This is a genomic window from Streptomyces sp. NRRL B-1347, assembly GCF_000720325.1.
Taxonomy (GTDB): Bacteria; Actinomycetota; Actinomycetes; order Streptomycetales; family Streptomycetaceae; genus Streptomyces.
In genome coordinates this window covers 139,296-159,859 of sequence record NZ_JOJM01000009.1, presented here as the reverse complement: position 1 = coordinate 159,859, position 20,564 = coordinate 139,296, and the positions used below count along the sequence as shown (strand labels likewise).

General features: G+C 72.8%; 18 protein-coding genes. 12 read left to right on the top strand and 6 right to left on the bottom strand.

Translation table 11 applies throughout. The annotated features are described in order from the left end of the window. Positions 1-189 precede the first annotated feature (189 nt). The 4 genes from IG74_RS0112000 to IG74_RS0111985 all read left to right on the top strand — a co-directional run bounded on the left by IG74_RS0112000 (position 190) and on the right by IG74_RS0111985 (position 3,489). On the top strand, positions 190-1,188 hold the full coding sequence (locus tag IG74_RS0112000; protein WP_030674197.1) for a metal ABC transporter substrate-binding protein: 999 nt from the start codon (positions 190-192) through the stop codon (positions 1,186-1,188). 41 nt (positions 1,189-1,229) lie between these two features. After that, positions 1,230-2,015, top strand: a complete 786-nt coding sequence (locus IG74_RS0111995; protein WP_030674196.1) for a metal ABC transporter ATP-binding protein — start codon at positions 1,230-1,232, stop codon at positions 2,013-2,015. A 10-nt stretch (positions 2,016-2,025) separates the two neighbouring features. After that, positions 2,026-2,919: a metal ABC transporter permease gene (locus tag IG74_RS0111990; RefSeq protein WP_030674193.1), complete on the top strand. Its 894-nt coding sequence runs from the start codon at positions 2,026-2,028 to the stop codon at positions 2,917-2,919. A gap of 159 nt (positions 2,920-3,078) precedes the next feature. Continuing rightward, positions 3,079-3,489 carry a Fur family transcriptional regulator gene (locus tag IG74_RS0111985; RefSeq protein ID WP_030674192.1) on the top strand — a complete coding sequence of 137 codons (411 nt, stop codon included), beginning with the start codon at positions 3,079-3,081 and terminating at the stop codon, positions 3,487-3,489. Positions 3,490-3,558: 69 nt separating this feature from the next. Here IG74_RS0111985 and IG74_RS0111980 read toward each other — a convergent pair whose 3' ends face one another. Further along, positions 3,559-4,377: an isoprenyl transferase gene (locus IG74_RS0111980; RefSeq protein ID WP_030674190.1), complete on the bottom strand. Its 819-nt coding sequence runs from the start codon at positions 4,375-4,377 to the stop codon at positions 3,559-3,561. Between the two features lie 58 nt (positions 4,378-4,435). Continuing rightward, positions 4,436-5,182 carry a DNA repair protein RecO gene (recO, locus tag IG74_RS0111975; protein ID WP_030674188.1) on the bottom strand — a complete coding sequence of 249 codons (747 nt, stop codon included), beginning with the start codon at positions 5,180-5,182 and terminating at the stop codon, positions 4,436-4,438. Positions 5,183-5,303: 121 nt separating this feature from the next. Here recO and IG74_RS0111970 point away from each other — a divergent pair, with 121 nt between their 5' ends. Continuing rightward, positions 5,304-5,654, top strand: a complete 351-nt coding sequence (locus IG74_RS0111970) for a hypothetical protein (protein ID WP_030674187.1) — start codon at positions 5,304-5,306, stop codon at positions 5,652-5,654. Then, positions 5,651-5,911: a hypothetical protein gene (locus tag IG74_RS0111965; RefSeq protein ID WP_030674184.1), complete on the top strand. Its 261-nt coding sequence runs from the start codon at positions 5,651-5,653 to the stop codon at positions 5,909-5,911. The genes IG74_RS0111970 and IG74_RS0111965 overlap by 4 nt, the downstream gene beginning before the upstream one ends. A 15-nt stretch (positions 5,912-5,926) precedes the next feature. Here the strand turns inward: IG74_RS0111965 and IG74_RS53395 are convergent, their stop codons facing one another. Next, on the bottom strand, positions 5,927-6,142 hold the full coding sequence (locus IG74_RS53395; protein WP_030674182.1) for a hypothetical protein: 216 nt from the start codon (positions 6,140-6,142) through the stop codon (positions 5,927-5,929). A gap of 354 nt (positions 6,143-6,496) precedes the next feature. Between IG74_RS53395 and IG74_RS0111950 the strand changes: the two genes are divergently transcribed. Further along, entirely contained in the window at positions 6,497-7,339 is an 843-nt protein-coding gene (locus tag IG74_RS0111950; RefSeq protein WP_030674169.1) for a helix-turn-helix domain-containing protein, read from the top strand. Continuing rightward, positions 7,321-7,599, top strand: coding sequence for a DUF397 domain-containing protein (locus IG74_RS0111945; RefSeq protein ID WP_030674166.1), 279 nt, complete (start codon positions 7,321-7,323; stop codon positions 7,597-7,599). The genes IG74_RS0111950 and IG74_RS0111945 overlap by 19 nt, the downstream gene beginning before the upstream one ends. On the opposite strand, the gene IG74_RS0111940 is transcribed toward IG74_RS0111945, so the two are convergent. Next, a complete protein-coding gene (locus tag IG74_RS0111940) occupies positions 7,577-8,341 on the bottom strand; it encodes an AraC family transcriptional regulator (RefSeq protein WP_030674163.1) in 765 nt (254 codons plus the stop codon). The two genes, IG74_RS0111945 and IG74_RS0111940, sit on opposite strands and share 23 nt — an antisense overlap. A 56-nt stretch (positions 8,342-8,397) precedes the next feature. Between IG74_RS0111940 and IG74_RS0111935 the strand changes: the two genes are divergently transcribed. Then, entirely contained in the window at positions 8,398-8,973 is a 576-nt protein-coding gene (locus IG74_RS0111935; RefSeq protein WP_030674160.1) for a class I SAM-dependent methyltransferase, read from the top strand. An 86-nt stretch (positions 8,974-9,059) separates the two neighbouring features. Here the strand turns inward: IG74_RS0111935 and IG74_RS0111930 are convergent, their stop codons facing one another. Beyond that, positions 9,060-15,680, bottom strand: a complete 6,621-nt coding sequence (locus IG74_RS0111930; protein ID WP_051854800.1) for a non-ribosomal peptide synthetase — start codon at positions 15,678-15,680, stop codon at positions 9,060-9,062. A gap of 495 nt (positions 15,681-16,175) precedes the next feature. After that, positions 16,176-16,760, bottom strand: coding sequence for a TetR/AcrR family transcriptional regulator (locus IG74_RS0111925; protein ID WP_030674152.1), 585 nt, complete (start codon positions 16,758-16,760; stop codon positions 16,176-16,178). Between the two features lie 83 nt (positions 16,761-16,843). Here IG74_RS0111925 and IG74_RS0111915 point away from each other — a divergent pair, with 83 nt between their 5' ends. The 3 genes from IG74_RS0111915 to IG74_RS0111905 all read left to right on the top strand — a co-directional run bounded on the left by IG74_RS0111915 (position 16,844) and on the right by IG74_RS0111905 (position 20,543). Further along, positions 16,844-17,347, top strand: coding sequence for a nuclear transport factor 2 family protein (locus IG74_RS0111915; protein ID WP_078868723.1), 504 nt, complete (start codon positions 16,844-16,846; stop codon positions 17,345-17,347). Then, a complete protein-coding gene (locus IG74_RS0111910) occupies positions 17,340-18,215 on the top strand; it encodes an NAD-dependent epimerase/dehydratase family protein (RefSeq protein WP_030674148.1) in 876 nt (291 codons plus the stop codon). The genes IG74_RS0111915 and IG74_RS0111910 overlap by 8 nt, the downstream gene beginning before the upstream one ends. A gap of 702 nt (positions 18,216-18,917) precedes the next feature. After that, positions 18,918-20,543, top strand: a complete 1,626-nt coding sequence (locus IG74_RS0111905) for an ABC transporter substrate-binding protein (protein ID WP_199818816.1) — start codon at positions 18,918-18,920, stop codon at positions 20,541-20,543. The last annotated feature ends 21 nt before the right edge of the window (positions 20,544-20,564 follow it).

The following is a 20,564-nucleotide window of genomic DNA, read 5'->3' as shown; positions in this document are numbered from 1 at the left end:
CCCCGCCCCTCTCCTCCCCCTTCGCCCGATTCCCCGTCGGCACCGCCACTGCCGCGACGGGCTCTCTCCCGCCCACCCGCACTGCCCCAGCGACCCGGCCCGGCCCCGGCCCGGCGCCCCGCGTGAGGCCGGGCACATGGGGCGGGGGTTTGTTGACAATCGTTTCCATAATTGTTGAAAATGACTGTCATGAACGTACGACGCCGCCTCATACCCAGCACCGCCCTCGCCGCCACGGCGGTCCTCGGCCTCGCCACCCTCTCGGCCTGCGCCTCCGACGACGCCGCGGCCACGAACAACAAGGGCAAGCTCGACGTGGTGGCGTCGTTCTATCCGATGCAGTACCTCGCCGAGCAGATCGGCGGGAAGCACGTCGAGGTCACCGGCCTGACCGAGCCCGGCCAGGAGCCGCACGACCTGGAGATCAGCGCCAAGCAGCGCGCCCAGCTGGAGGAGTCCGACGCGGCCCTCTACCTGAAGGGCCTCCAGCCGAACGTGGACGAGGCGATCAGCCAGTCCGGCATCAAGACGAAGATCGACGCGGCGGGCCTCACGAGCCTGGAGGAGCACGGCACCGAGGTGGGCGGCCACGCCGAGGAGCACGACGAGCACGACGAGCACGGCAAGGACGAGCACGAGGGCCACGACCACGGCCACGACCACGGCGGCAAGGACCCCCACATCTGGCTGGATCCGGTCAGGTACGGCGAGGTCGCCGAGGGCGTCGGCAAGGCCTTCGCGAAGGCCGACCCGAAGCACAGGGCCACGTACGAGAAGAACACCGAGGCCCTGGTGAAGAAGCTCAAGGGCCTCGACACGGAGTTCAAGAACGGCCTGAAGGACACCAAGTCCAAGGTCTTCATCACCACGCACGCGGCCTTCGGCTACCTCGCGGAGCGCTACGGCCTCACCGAGGAGGCCATCACGGGCCTCGACCCGGAGGGCGAGCCGAGCGCGAACCGCGTCCGGGACCTCCAGAAGATGGCGAAGGCCGACGGCGTGACGACGGTGTTCTACGAGACGCTCGTCAGCGACAAGACCGCGAAGACCCTGGCGGACGACGCGAAGCTGAGGACGGACGTACTCGACCCGATCGAGGGCATCACGGAGAAGTCCCGGGGTGACGACTACGTCCAGGTGATGCGGTCGAACCTGAAGTCCCTGCGCACGGCGCTCGGCGCCAAGTGACCACCGGCCGAGGCCGGACGCCCTCAGGAAAGGGGCCCGACATGAGCGACGCCAGGAACGGCACGGGCAAGCCCGTCATATCCCTGCGCCGGGTGACCGCCGAGCTCGGCGCCCGCCCGGTCCTGCGCGGCATCGACCTGACGGTCGGCGCGGGCGAGGTCGTCGCGCTGCTCGGCGCGAACGGCTCGGGCAAGTCCACCGCGGTGCGCGCGGTCATCGGCCAGGTGCCGGTGACGGGCGGCGAGATCGAGATCTTCGGTACGCCGCGCCGCCGCTTCCGCGACTGGGCGCGGGTGGGCTACGTGCCGCAGCGCACCACGGCCGCGGGCGGCGTGCCCGCCACGATCACCGAGGTGGTGTCGTCGGGCCGGCTCTCGCGCGCCCGCTTCGGCGTGCTGCGGAAGGCCGACCGGGACGCCGTACGGGACGCCCTGGAGCAGGTCGGCATGGCGGACCGGGCGAAGGACTCCGTGAACGCCCTGTCGGGCGGCCAGCACCAGCGGGTGCTCATCGCCCGCGCCCTGGTCTCCGAGCCCGATCTGCTGATCATGGACGAGCCGATGGCGGGCGTGGACCTCGCCAGCCAGGAGGTCCTGGCCGCCACCCTGCGCCGCCAGGTGGAGCGCGGCACGTCCGTCCTGCTCGTCCTGCACGAGCTGGGCCCCCTGGAGCCGCTGATCGACCGCGCGGTGGTGCTGCGCGACGGCTGCGTGCTGCACGACGGGCCGCCGCCGAAGGCCGTGGGCCAGCACGCGCTGCCCGGCCACGACCACGTACATCCGCACGACGCCGACGCGGCCCCCGTCCGCACCGGCCTGCTCACCTGAGGACCCGGCGATGGAAATCCTGAACTACGCGTTCATGCAGCGGGCGCTGCTCGCGGCCGTCCTCGTCGGCATCACCGCCCCGGCCGTCGGCATCTATCTGGTGCAGCGCCGCCAGGCCCTGATGGGCGACGGAATCGGCCACGTGGCGATGACGGGCGTCGGCCTCGGCTTCCTGCTCTCCACGTCCCCGGTGTGGATGGCGACGGCCGTCGCCGTCGTCGGCGCCGTGGTCATGGAGCTGATCCGCTGGTACGGGCGCACGCGCGGCGACATCGCCCTCGCGATGCTGTTCTACGGCGGCATGGCGGGCGGCGTCATGTTCATCAACCTGGCGCCCGGCGGTTCGAACGCGAACCTCAGCTCGTATCTGTTCGGCTCGCTCTCCACCGTCTCGCAGGACGACGTGACGGCGATCTGCCTGCTGGCCGCGTTCGTGGTGCTCGTCACCGTCGGCCTGCGCCGCCAGCTGTTCGCGGTGAGCCAGGACGAGGAGTTCGCGCGGGTCACGGGCCTGCCGGTGCGGGTGCTCAACCTCCTCGTCGCGGTCACCGCCGCGGTCACCGTCACCGTCGCCATGCGCGTGGTGGGCCTGCTGCTCGTGTCGGCCCTGATGGTGGTTCCGGTGGCGGCGGCGCAGCAGCTCACCCGGAGCTTCGCGGCGACGTTCGCGATCGCGGTGGCGATCGGCGTCTCCGTGACGATCGGCGGCACCGTCACCTCGTACTACCAGGACGTGCCGCCCGGCGCGACGATCGTGCTCCTGACGATCGGGGTGTTCATCGTCCTGACGATTCTGGCCACGCCGCTCGCAAGGAGAAGGGCGCGGTCCCTGGCCAGGAGCGACGCGGCGTGCACGGCGGACGTGCCGGGCGCGCGAGGCACCGCGGACGGGATCAAGGTCTGAGGCGGCCGTCGTCGGGGCAGTGATCGAAGAGGCATGGTCCAGACCGCGTCGGATCACTGTCCGAGAGCACTCTGGTCACGGCCGAGTATCGACCTGGCACAATGGCGGGGCGAGAGACGACCTGTGACAGCTGTGCGGACGAGCGCTGAGGAGGCATCTGTGACGACGGCGGGACCCCCCGTGCGAGGCCGGGCCACACGGCAACGAGCCGCGGTGGCAGCGGCTCTCGACGAGGTGGACGAGTTCCGCAGCGCGCAGGAGCTCCACGACATGCTCAAGCACCGCGGCGACTCGGTCGGCCTGACCACGGTCTACCGCACGCTCCAGTCCCTCGCCGACGCCGGCGAGGTCGACGTCCTGCGGACGAACGACGGCGAGGCGGTCTACCGCCGCTGCTCGTCCGGCGAGCACCACCACCACCTGGTGTGCCGCGTCTGCGGCAAGGCCGTGGAGGTCGAGGGCCCTGCGGTGGAGAAGTGGGCGGAGGCCATCGCCGCGGAGCACGGATATGTGAACGTGGCGCACACGGTCGAGATCTTCGGCACCTGCGCGGAGTGCGCCAAGAAGTAGCCAAGACGTAGACGTACGCGAAGAGGGCCCGCACCGTCGAGCTGACGGCGCGGGCCCTCTCGCGTACCGCTACTTCTTGAGCTGGTCCTCGTTCGGGATCGCGCCGCCGAAGCGGCGGTCGCGGGAGGCGTACTCCAGGCAGGCCCGCCACAGGTCGCGCCGGTCGAAGTCCGGCCACAGGACGTCCTGGAAGACCATCTCGGCGTACGCGCTCTGCCAGATCAGGTAGTTGGAGGTGCGCTGCTCGCCGCTCGGGCGCAGGAACAGGTCCACGTCCGGCATGTCCGGGTAGTACAGGTACTTCGCGAGGGTCTTCTCGGAGACCTTCGACGGGTCGAGCCGCCCGGCCCGCACGTCCTCCGCGAGGGCCTTCGCGGCGTCGGCGATCTCGGCGCGGCCGCCGTAGTTCATGCAGAAGTACAGCGTCAGCCTGTCGTTGTCCTTGGTCTGCTCCTGGGCGACCAGGAGTTCGTTGGCCACGGACTTCCACAGCTTGGGCATGCGGCCCACCCAGCGCACGCGCACGCCGAGTTCGTCGAGCTGGTCGCGGGACTTGCGGATGAAGTCCCGGTTGAAGTTCATCAGGAAGCGGACCTCGTCGGGCGAGCGCTTCCAGTTCTCGGTGGAGAAGGCGTACAGGGAGATGCTCCCCACGCCCATCTCGATCGCGCCCTGGAGGACGTCCAGGACGCGCTCGGCGCCGACCTTGTGCCCCTCGGTGCGCGGCAGGCCCCGCTCCTTGGCCCACCGGCCGTTGCCGTCCATGACGACGGCGACGTGCCGCGGGACGAGCTCGCCGGGGATCTTCGGCGGCCGCGCGCCCGAGGGGTGGGGCTCGGGCGTCGTGTACTCACGGCGGGACCGTCCGAGGATTCCGCGTCGTGCCATGGGGGACTACTCCAGTTCTTAGCGATCTTCGCGGGCCGCGCGCCGCTTCACCACGCGCCTACTTCTCCACGTACCGAAGCGAGCGCAGCCCGCGCTCCAAGTGCCAGTGCAGATAAGCCGATACGAGTCCGCTGCCCTCGCGCGCGTGCCGGGCCTCGCAGGCGTCCGCCGTCTGCCAGTCCCCGGTCAGGAGCGCCGCGAGGTGCGCCAGGGTCTCCGCCGACGGTACGACGCTGCCCGGCACCCGGCAGTCCGCGCAAATCGAGCCGCCCGCGGCGACCGAGAAGAAGCGGTTGGGTCCCGGCATGCCGCATTTGGCGCAGTCGGTGAAGCTGGGCGCGTAGCCGTTCACGGCGAGCGAGCGCAGCAGGAAGGCGTCGAGGACGAGGTGCGGCTCGTGCTCGCCGCGCGCCAGCGTCCGCAGCCCGCCGACCAGCAGCAGGTACTGCTGCACCGCCGGCTCGCCCTCGTGGTCGGTGAACCGCTCCGCCGTCTCCAGCATGGCCGTGCCCGCGGTGTACCGGGCGTAGTCGGACACGATGCCGCCACCGTACGGAGCGATCAGCTCGCCCTGCGTGCACAGCGGCAGGCCGCGCCCGATCAGCTCGCTGCCCCGCGCGAAGAACTGCACGTCCACGTGGGAGAACGGCTCCAGGCGCGCCCCGAACTTCGACTTCGTCCTGCGCACGCCCCGGGCCACGGCCCGCACGCGCCCGTGCCCGCGCGTGAGCAGCGTGATGATGCGGTCCGCCTCACCCAGCTTCTGGGTGCGCAGCACGACACCGTCGTCACGGAACAGGCTCATGGGCCCATTGTCCCGTACGCCGCCGGGGCGGCGGCCCGGGCCCGTCGCCGCCCGGTTCGCCGCGTACGGCCGTCTGCGACCCGGTAGCGTACGAGAACCAGTTCCGCAGACCGGAGGCTCCATGAGCGCACAGCTCGACGGCCCCTACGGCCCGCTGATCCCGATGCCCGAGCTGACGCCCGACGCGCTGCGTGCCGCCGTGGCCAAGATCGCGCCCAGCCAGGTTCCCGAACTGACCCGGCGCCTCTTCGAGGCCACGACGAACGCACAGCAGACCCAGAGCCTCGCCCCGCTGCGCTCGTTCATCCACTACTGGGCCGTCTTCGTAGCCATCCAACGGCACCCGCAACGCGCCGCCCGGTTCCGAGAGCTGGAGCTCTTCATCGACACCGGCGAAGGCGACCCCATGGACGCCGTGACGGAGATCCGCCAGATCTGGGAGGCCGCGGAAGCCGAGGCCGGGCTTCGGTGAGCGACTGGACCTGGGACTGGAACCCCAGCGAGGAATACCTCACCAAGGGACTACCGCCGGGCGTGGTCGCCGAGATCGAGCGCCTGGCCACCGAGCTCGCCGCCCTCGACCCGGACAGCGTCCGGGCTGGCAGCCCAGCCAATCGCGAAGGTGGGCTGCGCGTATTCGACCTCCTAGGCGGGCGAGGCTTCATCAGCTTTCTCGCCATCCCCCGCCACGAGTGCGTCTACGTCTCCAACATCACCTGGACCGGCTGACGGCGAGCCCCTACGTCAAGGCACCTCCCCCCGGCTGCGTGCGTTCGCGTAGGCCGTTGCCGCGCGCAGGCGCTCCGCCGACGTGGCCGTTCGCAGTTTCTCCGGGGCGCAGTCCCACTCCCGCCCGCCTCCGTACGGGCGCAGCTGGACGTACGGCCCCTCGTGACCCATCACCCTGCCGACCCTGCCGGTCCGGGTGTCCACCGCGTACGTTCCGATGGGGAGCCTCATGGGTGCACCCCCTTGCCTGGCAGACCGGCCGCCAGACGCGCCGCCGCCTCCACCGAGCACCTGCCCAGGTCCACCAGCGGGCACGGCGCCTGCCGCGCGACGGTCACCGGGTCCACCCGCAACGACGGCAACGAAATTCCCGCCCTCTCCAGGGCAGCGCGCAATTCTTTCACCGTGTCCTCCGCCTCTTCCACACATGCCGTCGAGTGTGACTCGCCGGCGGCGCCATTCGCCGTCACGTGGCTCCCCTTAGTCCTCGAATTTCACGCTTCGTGTCTCCACGGTGACGCAGTGCGTCTACTGTTGGCAGGAGTCTGTGCTCTACAACGTCGGCGCAGCAGAGGGGAGTTATCCATGGCCAAAGGTGCCCATGGGTCACGCCAGGCGGCCTGGGAGTTCTTCGGGGCGGAGTTAAAGCGGCGGCGCGAGAACGCGGGCCTCACCCAAGTGGAGTTGGGGGCCCGCGTTTTTGTGTCCGGCGGCTACATCGGCCAATTCGAACAGGCGATTCGCAAGCCGCAGTTGGACGTGGCCCAACGGATCGACGAAGTCCTGCAAACCGAGGGCTTTTTCGAACGGCTGTGGCGCAAGCTCATTCAGGGGCAGCCCTACACGGAGTACTTCGCGCATGCGGCGGAGCTGGAACGCTTGGCGACGAAGATCTACGACTTCGCACCAGCAGTGGTTCCAGGTCTCATCCAAACCCCCGAGTACGCGCGAGCAGTCATCCTGGCGGGCAACCCGCTCGCCACCGATGAGTACGTCGAGGAACTGGTCCGGGCTCGAATGGATCGCGCGCTGCTCCTCAAAGACGCCACACGGCCCGTGTACTGGGCGACCCTGCACGAAACCGCGCTGCGGGTGCCAGTGGGCGGGCCCGCCGTGATGGCCGAGCAGCTGGACCACATCACCACACTGATGCAAGAGCGGAGGGTGCTGGTGCAGGTCGTGCCGTTCAAGGCCGGGGCGTACCCGACGATGGGCAAGATGATGAAGCTCATGGAGTTCGAGGACGCTCCGGCAACTGTCTATACAGAAGCGGTGTTTTCGGGGAATCTGCTGGACGATCCTGCGGTGGTGAGGCGGACACAGGCGTCCTACGATCTGCTCAGGGCCGCCGCGCTGTCGCTGACGGCGTCCCTGGCCCTGATCAAGGCGGCGGCGGAGGACTACAGACGATGCGCGAGTACGACCTGAGCAACGCCCTCTGGCGCAAGAGCAGTTATAGCGGTGGCGACGGTGGCGAGGACTGCGTCGAGGTCGCATACGACTTCGTGGGCGCCGCCCGGTGGCACAAGAGCAGCTACAGCAGCGGCGACGGCGGTGAGAACTGCGTCGAAGTCGCTACCAGCGGTGGCGGGGTCGTCCCCGTTCGGGACAGTAAGGTCCAGGGCGGGCCCGCCCTGGTGATAGGCGCCCGCGCCTGGAGGGCGTTCATCCGCGGCGTGGCTCGCTGAAGTACTGCCTCGGTGTCACGCCCACCACGCGGTGGAACGCCGCCACGAACGAGCTCGCCGACGCGTAGCCCACGCGGTGGGCGACGGCCTCCACCGTCAGGCCTTCGGCCAGGAGCGGCATCGACGCCTGCATGCGCAGCTGTTCGCGCCACTGCCCGAAGGGCAGGCCCGTCTCCGCCACGAAGAGGCGGGCCAGCGTGCGGGCGCTGACACCGGCCTCGGTCGCCCACGCGGCGAGGGGGCGGGTGTCGTGCGGCGCGGCGGCGAGCGCGCGGGCGACCCGGCGGGCCCGGGGGTCGCGGGGCCCGGTCACCGAGAGGCTGGTGGCGGGCACCGGGGACAGCGCGTCCAGGAGGACCGCTTCGGCGCGGGCGCGGGCGTCGGCGGCGAGGCCCCCGTGCGACAGGTGGTCGATGAGGGCGCGCAGGAGCGGCGTCGCGGCGACGACCGTCGGCCCGGCCCAGGCGGCGACCGGCTCGGGGCACTGGGCGGGGTCCACGTACGGGGCGCGCATCAGCGCGTCGCCCGCCGCCTCCGTCGCGTGCGGGACGCCCGCCGGGATCCACAGGGCGAGGGTGGGCGGCAGGAGCCAGGACCCGACCCGGGTGCGGATGCGCAGCAAACCACGCTGCGACCAGGCGAGTTGGTGGAAGGGATGGGTGTGGGTCTCGAACCGCACCCCCTTCGGCATGGCGAAGCTGCCGACGAACACGGCGGTGGACGGATGTCCGTTGCGCGACATGAGTAGGCACAGTAGCCCGTGGTGGTCACCGGGGCGGCGGGCCTAGCGTCCGGTGCATGCCGATGAACCTCGCACACCGAAAGCTGTGCAGCTCCGAGAAGTGGGCCCGTACGACGAGGGAGTTGATCCTGCCGTTCGCGCTCGACGGCGTGGACCTGGGCGACGACGTCCTGGAGATCGGCCCCGGCTACGGGGCGAACCTGCGCGTGCTCGTGGACCGCGTACCGCGGCTCACGGCCGTCGAGGTCGACGGGAAGACGGCGCGGCTCCTTGAGGGGCGGTGGGGCGACCGGGCGCGCGTGCTGCACGCGGACGCCTCCGACCTGCCGCTGCCGGAGGCGTCCTTCGACTCGGTCGTCTGCTTCACGATGCTCCACCACGTGCCGACCCGGGCCTTGCAGGACAGGGTGTTCGCGGAGGCGCACCGGGCGCTGCGGCCCGGCGGCGTGTTCGCGGGCAGCGACAGCCTGTCCAGCTTCGGATTCCGCCTGCTCCACCTCTTCGACACGATGAACGTCCTCGATCCGGAGGAGCTGCCGGGGCGGCTCGCGGCGGCGGGCTTCCAGGACACGAAGGTGGAGCGGCACACGTCGGGGAGCGGCTTCCGCTTCCGGTGCCGGAAGGCGAGGTGAGGGCGAGGACGAGGGCCCTGCCCGGCGCGCGGCCCTGCCCGGCGCGCGGCCGTGGCCGCGCGCCGGGCAGGGCAGTGCCTAGGCGGTCACGACACCCCGCTCTCGCTGAAGCGGCGCAGCTTCGGCGCGCTGTCCTTCGGCGCCGCGGCCACCGTCCGCGCGAGCCCGGCGACGCTGGCGGACTCGAACACGGCCCGGAGGGGCACCCGCACCCCCATCTCCTTGCTGATCCGGCTGGTGAGCTGGGTCGCGTACAAGGAGTCCCCGCCCAGCTCGAAGAAGTTGTCGGCCATGCCCACCCGCTCCACGGAGAGCACCTGCTCGATCAGCTCGCACAGCTTCCGCTCCTGCGCGGTGGACGGCGGGACGTAGGCCTTCACGCCCGCCTCGGGAGCGGGCAGCGCGTCCAGGTCGAACTTGCCGTTGGCGGTCAGCGGCAGCGCGTCGAGCAGCATGACGACGGCCGGGACCAGGTGCTCGGGCAGCCGCTCCGCGGCGAAGGCGCGCAGCTCCTGGGCCGACAGGTCGGTGCCGGAGCCGCCGTCCCGCGCCGGGACCGCGTACGCCACGAGGCGCTTGCCCTGTCCGGACGCGTCCTCCCGCGCCACGACCACCGCCTGGGACACGGCCGCGTGCCGCTCCAGGACGGCCCGCACCTCGCCCGGCTCGACACGGAAGCCGCGGATCTTGACCTGGGCGTCGGCGCGGGCCCGGAAGTCGAGGCGGCCCTCGGGCGTCCAGGCGACCACGTCGCCGGTGCGGTACATGCGCTCACCGGCCGCGCCGAACGGATCGGCCAGGAACCGCGTGGCGGTCAGGGCATGACGGCCCCGGTAGCCCCGGGCCAGGTGGTCACCGGCGACGTACAGCTCGCCGGGCGTCCCGGGCGGCACCGGCCGCAGCGCCCCGTCCAGGACGTACAGCCGGGTGTTGTCCATGGGGCGGCCGATGGGCACCACCGCGCCGATGTCCTCGGGGACCGCCATGCGGTGGGTCGTGACGCCCACGGTGGCCTCGGTGGGACCGTAGAAGTTGACGACCTTGGTGCCGGGGCAGGCGGCGAGGACCCGCGCCACCGTGGCCGGGGGCAGCACGTCCCCGCCCGACGCCACCTCGCGGAAGCCGGCGAAGACCTCGGGCCGCTCGTCGGCGATGACCCGGAACAGGCCCGTCGCGAGGAGCGCACCGGTCGGCCGGTGCTCCTCGACGATCCGGGCGAGGGCGGCGACGTCGAGACGCCCCGGCGGGGCGACGACGATGGCGCCGCCGTTGAGCAGCGGCACCCACAGCTCGTAGGTGGAGGCGTCGAAGGCCTGCGCCGACTGCATCAGGACCCGCTCGTGCGCGCCGCCCTCGAAGCAGCGGTCCGCGGCGAGCGCGGTCACCCCGCGGTGGGACACGCCGACGCCCTTGGGAGTGCCGGTCGAACCGGAGGTGTAGATGACGTAGGCGAGCCGGTCCGGATGCCCGTGCCAGGACGGCGGCAGGGCGCCGTCCCCGGCGGCCGCGAGGGCCGCGACCGTGCCGGGGTCGCCGAGCACCAGGCGGGGGCAGTCGGCCGCGGGCAGCGCCGCCGCCGTCCGCACATCGGTCACCAGGGCGGCGGGCGCGGCGTCGCGCAGCATGAACTCCAGGCGCGCCGCCGGATATCCGGGGTCGAGCGGCACATAGGCGCCGCCCGCCTTGAGCACCGCGAGGACGGAGACCACGTACTCGGCGGAGCGGGGCAGGGCCACGGCGACCACCGCGTCCTGCTCCACGCCGCGCTCGCGCAGCAGCCGGGCGAGGCGGTTGGCGCGCGCGTCGAGCTGCCGGTACGTCAGGGTGGTGCCGTCGGCGCCGGTCAGTGCCGGGGCGTCGGGCGTCGCGGCCACGTGCCGGGCGAAGACCTGCGTGACGGTCTCGTCGGGCCGCTCGCGGGCGGTGTCGTTGAACGTCTGGAGCACCCGCGCGCGTTCCGTGGCGCCGAGCGCCCCGACCTCGCTCACCCGCACGTGCGGGTCCCCGGCGAACCGGCCGAGTACGTACGCGAACCGGGCGGCCAGCTCGTCGGCCGCGGCCCTGTCGAGGACGTGGCGCTGGTAGTGGACGGTGACGCGCAACTGCGGCCCGTCGGGGTAGACGACCACCGTCACCGGGTAGTGGCTGGCGGTGAACGAGCGAAGGCCGGTCACGGTGAACCCGGCCGCCGCGCTCGCCCCGGCGACGGCCTCGCGGTCCAGCGGGAACGACTCGAAGGCCAGGGCCGTGTCGAACAGCACCGGGAGCCCGGTGCCGCGCTGGATGTCGGCGAGGCTGTGGTGATGGTGGTCGAGCAGCCCGGCCTGCCGCTGCTGGAGGTTCCTGAGCAGCTGGGCGATGGTGTCGCCGGGCGCGTACCGGACGCGTACCGGCGGGGAGTTGAGGAAGAGGCCGACGATCGACTCCACCCCGGCGAGGGCCGGCGGCCGCCCCGACGCGGGCGCCGCGAACAGCACGTCCTGGCGACCCGTCAGGCAGCCGACGAGGACGCCCCAGGCGCCCTGCACCAGGGTGTTGAGGGTGACGCCGAGCTCGGTGGCGCGGCGGGCGAGCTCCCGGGCCCGCGCGGCGGGCAGGGGGACGTCGGACAGGCCGATGCCGGTGCTGGCGGCATCGGCCCCGGCGTCGGGGAACAGCAGCGTGGGCTCCTCGACCCCGGCGAGCTCCGCCCGCCACACCCGGGCCGACGCCTCCGTGTCCTGCCGGGCCAGCCAGGCCAGGTAGTCGCGGTAGCCGCGGGTCCTGGGCAGCGCGGCCCCCTCGCCCCCGGCGGCGTACAGGCGCAGCAGGTCCTGCGTGAGCAGCGGCAGGGACCAGCCGTCGAGCAGTACGTGATGGGCCGTCAGGACCAGTTCGTGGCGGTCGGGGGCCAGCGTGAGCAGGGCCACGCGCAGCATGGGCGGGGCCGCCGGGTCGAAGAGCACGGTGAGGTCGTGCGCCAGGAACTCCTCCACGGCGTCCCGCTGCGCCGCCTCGTCGAGTCCGCCGAGGTCCCGCCGGGTCCAGGGCAGGTCGACGCCGCCCACGACGAGCTGGACGAGGTCGCCGCTCGGGCCGGGCACGAACGCGGTGTGCAGGGCGGGGTGGCGGTCCAGGAGGGCCTGCGCGGCGGCGCGCAGCCGCTCGGCGTCCACGGGGCCCGACAGGTGCAGCGCGTACTGGCAGATGTAGGCGTCGAAGTCGGCGCCGGACTCGCGCGCCATCGTCGAGTGGAACAGCAGGCCCTTCTGGAGGGGCGAAAGGGGCCAGACGTCGGTCAGGCCCGGATAGCGCTCCCGCCAGGCGTCGATGTCGGCCTGGCCGACCGTGACCAGGGGCACGTCGGAGGGGGTCGGGCCGCCCGCGTCCGGCTGCTCGGCGTGCCGGGCCAGGCCTTCGAGGGCCCGGCACCACAGGTCGGCGAGCTCCCGTACGTCGGCCGCGGGCAGGACGCCCCGCGGCGCGGTGAACAGGGCGGCGAGGACCGGCCCCGTGGGCGCGTCGGTGACGTGGGCGTTGATGTCCAGCTCGGCCGGGGCGGGCATCGCCGGGTCCTGCCCGGCGTCCAGCTCGGCGAGCTCGGCCACGCCGGGGGCCTGGGTGAAGCCGAGGCCGCGCAGCTCGGCCGGCATGTCGGCGTCCGGGGAGAACCTGCCCAGGTAGTTGAAGCCGATCTGCCCCACTGGGTGCGGCTCCAGGACGGCGGCCGTCTCGGGGTTGAGGTAGCGCAGGAGGCCGTAGCCGATGCCCTTGTCGGGCAGGGCGAGGAGCTGCTCCTTGACCGCCTTGACGAGGGCGCCCGCGGCAGGACCGCCCGCGAACGCCTCCTCCAGATCGGCGCCCGACACGTCCAGGCGGACCGGGAAGAAGCTGGTGAACCAGCCCACGGTCCGGGACAGGTCGGCGCCGGGAGCGGCCGCCTCCTCGCGGCCGTGGCCCTCAAGCCGGACGAGGGCGGACGGTTCGGAAACGCCGCGCGCCGACCGCCACTTGGCCACGGCCATGGCGAGCGCGGTCAGGAGGCCGTCGTTGACGCCGCCGCGGAAGGCGGCGGGCAGCGTCGTCAGGAGGGTCTCGGTGACGTGGACGGGGAGCCGGACGCGGACCTTGGACTGGGTGGCGACCGTGTCCACCGCCGGATCCAGGCGCCGCGCGCCCAGGACCGGGTCGGGCCCGGTCACGATCCCGCGCCACAGCTCCAGCTCGGCGGCCCGCTCCGGGCGCCGGGACTCGGTGACCAGGGCCTGGGCCCAGCGGCGCACCGAGGTGCCCACCGGGTCGAGCGCGGGGGCCTCGCCCCGGCTCAGCCGCTGCCAGGCCCTGGCCAGGTCCGGCAGCAGGATCCGCCACGAGACGCCGTCCACGACGACGTGGTGCAGCACGGCGAGAAGACGACCGGCCCGCCCCGAGCCTGCGTCGATCCACACGAACTGCGCCATCACTCCGCCCGCGGCGTCCAACCGCCCCGCCGCCGCGTCCAGTTCGGCCAGGAGCAGCTCCCGCCAGGCCTCGGCGGGCTCGCCCTCCGTCCCGTCGTCCCAGGGGCCGTCGTAGCCGACCCGGTGGATCAGCGCGTCCGCGTCCACCGTGCCCGCGGGCGCGACCAGCAGGCCGGGCTCGTCGGTGCCCGCCGCGTCGCCCGCCTCGACCAGGCGCGCGCGCAGCAGGTCGTGGTGGTCGAGGACCGCGCCGAGCGTCGCCGCGAGGCCCGCGCGGTCGATGCCCTGCGGCAGCTCCAGGACCATGGCCTGGGAGAAGCGGCCGAAGCCAGGACCCCAGTCCCGCACCCACCGGGTGACGGGCAGGTGCGGCAGGAAGCCGACGCCGCCGCCGTCGGGTTCGTCGAGCACCGGCCCGGTGTCAGCCGTGGTCACGGCCTCGGCGAGGGCCGCGACGGTGCGGTGCACGAACAGGTCGCGGGCGCTGACGGCGAGGCCCCTGGCCCGGGCGCGCGTCGCGACCTGGATGGACTGGATGCTGTCGCCGCCGATGACGAAGAAATCGTCGTGGACGCCCACCCGTTCGGTGCCGAGGACCTCGGCGAAGAGCGCGGCCAGGCACTCCTCGCGGGCGTCGCGCGGGGCCTGGTAGTCCGCGCCGTGGAACTCGGGGTCGGGCAGGCCCGCCCGGTCCACCTTGCCGCTGGACGTCAGCGGCAGCTCGTCGAGCACCACGAACGCGGCGGGGATCATGTGCGCGGGCAGCCGCTGCGCGAGGTACGCCCGCAGCTCCCCGGGCGCGGCCCCGGAGTCGAGGGTGAAGTGCCCCGTGCCGCCGCCCCGCTCGGCCTCGAACGTCTCGTCGGCGGCGCGCACGGTGTACGCCACCAGTTGCCTGCCGCGGCTGCCGGTCAGCTCGCGCGGGACGACCACCGCGTGGGCCACCTGGCGGTGGGACTCCAGGGCGGCCTCGATCTCGCCGGGCTCGATGCGGAAGCCGCGGATCTTCACCTGGTCGTCGGCGCGCTCCCGGAATTCGAGCTCGCCGGCCTCGTTGTAGGCCACGACGTCGCCCGTGCGGTACATGCGCGCGCCGGACCCGGCGAAGGGGCAGGCCACGAAGCGCCCGGAGGTCAGTCCGGGGCGGCCCAGATAGCCGCGGGTCAGGCCCGCCCCGGACACGTACAGCTCGCCGGGGACGCCCGGCGGCACCGGGCGCAGGTCGGCGTCCAGGACGTGGACGCTCATCCCGGCCAGCGGGGTGCCGATGGGCACGGTCCCGGCGAGGCCGTCGGCCGACGTCACCGGGTGACTGCTGATCATGCAGGTGGTCTCGGTGGGCCCGTAGGCGTTGTGGACCGTGAGGCCGGGGCAGACCCGCAGCACGCGGCGCACCGTCTCCGGGGACAGGACGTCGCCGCCGCTCCATATCTCGCGCACACCGGTGAAGGCGTCGGGGCGCTCGTCCGCCAGCACCCGGAACAGGCCCGCGGACAGGAACATGCCCGTGACGCCGTGCCGGGCCACGAGCGCGGCCATCCCCTCCCCGTCCAGGACGCCGGGCGGGGCCACCACGACGGTGCCGCCGTGCAGCAGCGGCAGCCACATCTCGAAGGTGGAGCCGTCGAAGGCCAGCGGGGCGTGCAGGAGGAAGGCGGCGTGCGCGGTGCCCGAGAGGCGCCGGTCGTCGCCGAGCGACAGGATGTCCTGGTGGGTGAGGGCCACGCCCTTGGGGGTGCCGGTGGAGCCGGAGGTGTAGATGACGTGGGCGAGTTGACCGGGCCGCGCACCGGCCCGCGGCAGGGGCCCGGACGGGGCGCCGGCGAGCGCGGCCGCCGTGTCCGGGGCGTCCAGGAGGAGGCGCGGGTGGTCGCTGTCCGGCAGCTTCGCGGCGGTGGCCGCGTCGGTCACCACGGCGACGGGCGCGGCGTCCGCCAGCATGAACGCGAGCCGCTGTACGGGGTATTCGGAGTCGAGCGGCATATAGGCGCCGCCCGCCTTGAGCACCGCGAGGACCGTCACCACGTACTCCACGGAGCGGTCGAGCGCCACGGCGACCACCGACTCCGGGGCCACGCCCCGGGCCCGCAGCACGTGGGCCAGGCGGTCGGCCCGCTCGTCGAGCCGGCCGTACGTCAAGGACGTGCCGTCGGCGCCGACCACGGCGCGCGCGTCCGGGGACGCGGCCGCCCGTGCCTCGAAGGCGGCGGCGACGGTGGTGCCGGAGGCCTTCGCTCCGCCGACGGTCGAACCATGTGTTTGGGTCACAGAAAAACTCCCTAGCTCAGAGTTCCGGAGCTCAAAATTCCGGAATCGTTGCCGAACATGAGGGCAGCCCGGACCCAGACCGGGCGTCAAGCAGGAGAAGAGCCGGCGCGAGGAAGGGGACCCCCGCGAAGGGGGCGCGCGACGGCTGGTCACCGGTAGTGAAAGCGGGGCGCCACCCGTGCGGCGCCACGACCGGGCGGAGAATGCGGCGGTACCTCCATCTCCTCGCGATGCCCGGATCTTTTGCCGGACCTTAACCCGCGATCTCGTACCAGCAAAAGATCAGAGAGCGTTCGTCACGGCGTTGATCGCCGCCCACCACTCCCCCCAACTCCCCTTACAGAAAAGGGGATTGAGAAAGTCCGGATATCCGGAACGTCCGGGCCGACCGGCGCGCCTCCGTGCCGCCGCACATGCTGTCTGGTCGACAAGACAGGAAACAGCGCCGGGAAATCAGGGGCGGCGGCGCACCACCGAAACCAATTCCCCGGCCGCTCAGCCGAGAACCTTCGCCACGTACGCGGCGAGCCGGTCCCGCACCTCCCGCGGCGTCCCGCCCTCCGTCGCGACCAAGTGCTCCACCAGGTCCGCCCGCACCGCCGCGAGCAGCGCGTGCGCCGCGTACCCCGCGTCCGGCACGCCGCCGACGGCCGCGAGGGCGTCCCGCAGGACGCCGTGCCACCAGCCGTAGTACTCGGACCGGTAGGGGCTGCCGCCGCCCGACTCCTCCAGGGCGAGGGCGAGATGGCGGTTGTCGAGCTTGAAGCCGAGGAGCGCGTCCAGGAGCGCGGGGACGCGCTCGCGCGCGGGCGCGCCGGGGCCCAGCGGCGCGGGGCCCGACTCCACCGCCTCCCGCAGTGCCCCACTGCGGGCCTCGAACACGGCGCGGATCAGCCCGTCCCGGTCCCCGAACCGCCGGAACAGCGTGCCCTTGCCGACCCCGGCCGCCGCCGCGACCTGGTCCATGGACACGCCGCGCGGGCTCTCGCTGCGGGCGAAGAGGGCGTCGGCGGCGGCGAGGACGGCCTCGCGGTTGCGGGTCGCGTCGGCACGGGCCTTGCGCGCGGGCGTCTCGGGCATGGGCTCACCTTTACAAAGCGGACTGGCGGTCCGTATCGTCGAAGCGGACCAGCAGTCCGAATCGTAAGGGACGGTACTCCCCCATGCCCACCTCCACGTCTTCTTCCACAAGTCCTTCCGCACATCCCTCCACCGGCCCCTCCGCCGACTCCTCCGCCGACCCCTCCGCCAGTCCTTCCGCCAGCCCCTCCGACCTGTTCCGGCACGGCCTGGGGCTCCTCGCGCGCGGTGACATGGAGGGCTGGATCGCCCTCTTCGCCGAGGACGCCGTCGCCGAGTTCCCCTTCGCGCCCGACGGCTACCCCCGGCGGCTCGAAGGGCTCGCCGCCCTCGCCCCGTACCTGCGCGGCCTCAGCGACCACATCGCGTACGACGCGTTCCCGTACGTGGAGATCCACGAGACCGGCGAGCCGGGCACGATCGTCGCGGAGATGCGCGCCGAGGGCCGCGTGGTCGCGACCGGCGGCCCCTTCGAGATGGCCTACGTCGCCGTCGTCACGGTCGGGGACGGCCTGATCGTCCGCTACCGCGACTACTGGAACCCGCTCGCCATCCCCGCGTCCCTGACGGCGGCCGTCCATGGCTGAGCCGCTGACGGTCCTGGTCACGGGCGCGACCGGCACCACAGGCAGCCGCGTCGCCGCCCGGCTCCGCGCCCTCGGCCACACCGTGCGCGCCGCGAGCCGCCGCGCCGGGGCGGGCGGCGACCTCGTCGGGTTCGACTGGTACGACCCGGACACGCACGCCGCTGCCCTGCGCGGCGCCGACCGCGTCTATCTGGTCCCGCCCGTCGCCGAGCCCGAACCGGCCGCCGTCATGGGGCCCTTCCTGGAGCGGGCCCGCGCGGCGGGCGTCACGCGCGCGGTGCTGCTCGGCTCGTCGGCCATCGAGGCGGGCGGCCCCGGCGTCGGCCAGGTGCACCGGCTCCTCGCCGACGGCGGCCCCTTCGAGGAGTGGGCCGTGCTCCGGCCCTCGTGGTTCATGCAGAACTTCACCGGGGACCATCTGCACGCCGCCGGGATCCGGGGCGACGGCGTGCTCACCACCGCGACCGGCACCGGACGCGTCGGCTTCGTCGACGCCGACGACATCGCCGCCGTGGCCGCCCGCGCCCTCACCGACCCGGTCGCACCGGGGCCCGACCTCGTCGTCACCGGCCCGGAGGCGCTGACGTACACGGAGGTGGCGGCGGTCGTCACCCGCGTCACGGGGCGCGCCGTGCGCCACCGGTCCGTGTCCCCGGGCGCGCTCGTGGCCCAGCTGACCGGACTCGGCATGCCCGCCGCGTTCGCGGAGCTGCTCGCCGCCCTGGACGACGGGATCAGCAGGGGCGCGGAGGACCGGGTCACGGACACCGTCGAGCGCGTCACGGGCACACCGCCGCGGACCTTCGCGGAGATGTACCGGCGGCACCACGCGTCGTCCCGCCCCACGCCCACCGCCCCGCCGCGGTAGCCGGACAGCCGGGGCAGCTCGCACGGCGCCTTCGGGCCGCCCGGGAGCACCGGAAGCACCGGAAGCACCGGAAGCACCGGAAGCACCGGAAGCACCGGCGTCATCGGAGCCATCGGAGCCATCGGAATCATCGGAATCATCGGATGAGAAGGCGTCGCGCGGTGGTGATGCCGCGCGACGCACCGCCGTACGCGTCGCCATGCGCGTCGCCGCCGCGCCCCGGAGCGGTCGGCTCGGGGTGCGGCCGGGCCCGCCGCGGCGGCGAGCCGGTCCAAGGGGTCGCCCAGCCAGGTGAAGTCCTGCCCGCCGGGCGCCGGTTCGGCCCGGGCCCGTGCGAAGATCCCCTGCGTGCCGAGCCCGACCCCCGTGTCCCGCACCAGCTCGACGTCCTCGGCGCGCACGCCCGGGCCCCGCCGCCCGGGGCCGTGGTCCCCGCCGAAGCCCACGGCCCCCAGCCGTCCGCGCCACCACCGGAGCCGCCCGCTCTCCTCGCTCACGTCCCGAAACACCCCCGTCCGACACCTTGACCAGGCCCTGGCCCGCTCCTATGGTCGCTGCGCCAGCACGACGTAGGACGTCGGACCTTTCTGCCGCAACGCACTCCCGCGGGGGCCCGCGCGAGCCCGCAGCCCCGCATCCCCCGACCCGATCCGCACCGGTACGTGGGGAGCCCTCTCTCCCCACTCCTTCAGGGAGGCACTCGTGAGCGACCCCATCCCCGTGACACGTGACGGCGACGGACCCGGTCGGCGGTCCTTCCTCAAGTACACCGGCGCCCTGGGCGCGGCCGCGGGCCTCGGCGGCGGGCTCGTGGCGTGCGGCGGGCCCGAGTCGACCAACGAGACCGGCGGCGGGGGCGGGACCCTGACCGCCGTCATCGGATACGGCAACGACGGCAGTTGGGACCCCACGCAGACGGCGTCCGCGTTCGCCATGGCGGGTATCGAACACATCTACGAGGCGCTGCTCGGCACCGACCCGATCAGCCGCGAGCCGTACCCGCAGCTCGCCACCGCCGTGCCGAGCGACCTGAAGGCGACGACCTGGAAGTTCGAGCTGCGGGCCGGCGCCAAGTGGCACGACGGGAAGCCGGTCACCGCCGACGACGTGGTGTTCGTCTTCGACCGCATCCTGGACCCCGAAACGCAGACCCTGGCCAAGGGCTTCTTCGCGGGCTGGCTCAAGGAGGTGCGGAAGGTCGACGCGCGGAACGTGGAGCTCGTGCTCAAGTTCCCCTTCCCCGACGGCGCATCCCGGCTCACCCTCGCCAAGATCATGCCGAAGCACGTGTACTCCGAGGCGGGCGCGTGGGAGGACGCCACCAAGGGCAAGGCGATCGGCTCGGGCCCGTACCGGCAGGCCTCGCACCACCCGAAGTCCAACACGACCTTCGAGGCGTACGACGACTACAACGGGCCCCGCAGGGCCGCCTTCAAGAAGATGAACTGGCTGACGATCGTGGAGGCCGCCCCGCGCGTCGCCAAGATCTCCGGCGGCAGCGCGGACGCGCAGATCTCCGACAACATCCCGTACGCCAACATCGAGCAGCTCAAGGGCGGCGGCATGACCGTCGAGGGCGGCGCCGGGATGAACAACCTCTTCTTGATGTTCAACACCGACCACAAGCCGTTCGACGACGTGCGCGTGCGCCAGGCGCTGCACTACGCCATCGACCGCGCGAAGATGATCGACGTAGCCCTGAAGGGGCACGGCAAGGCCGCCACGTCCTTCCTCAACGAGGGCAACCCCAGCTACCGCCCCGCCAAGACCGTGTACGGGTACGACCCCAAGAAGGCCGAGGCGCTCCTGAAGGAGGCCGGGGTCTCCGGACTGCGGATCAACCTCATGGCCGTCAACGTCAGCTGGATCACCGACTGCCTGCCCACCATCAAGGCCTCCTGGGACGCCATCGGCGTCAAGACCACCCTCGACCCGCAGGAGACCACGGCCGTCTTCACCAAGCTGGACCAGAAGAAGGACTACCAGGTCGTCGCGGCCGCGTCGAACCCCAACCAGTTCGGCATCGAGGCCGACCTGATCATGCACTACAACTACGGCCCCGAGAACATCTGGATGGGCTACGCCCGCTGGGCGGGCAACGCCCGCGCCAAGGAGCTGTTCCGGCTCATGGACAAGGCGACGCGCGAGTCCGACGCCACCCGCAAGAAGACGATGGTCCAGGACTACATCGACCTCGTCGCCGAGGAGGCCGTGCTCTACCCCGTCGTCCACAACGAGCTGATGACGGCGTGGAACCCCAAGCGGCTCAGCGGCATAAGGCCCCAGCCCTACCCCGGCATCAACCTCCTCCAGGCCCAGTGGGTCTGACGGACGCGAACCGCGAGCTGA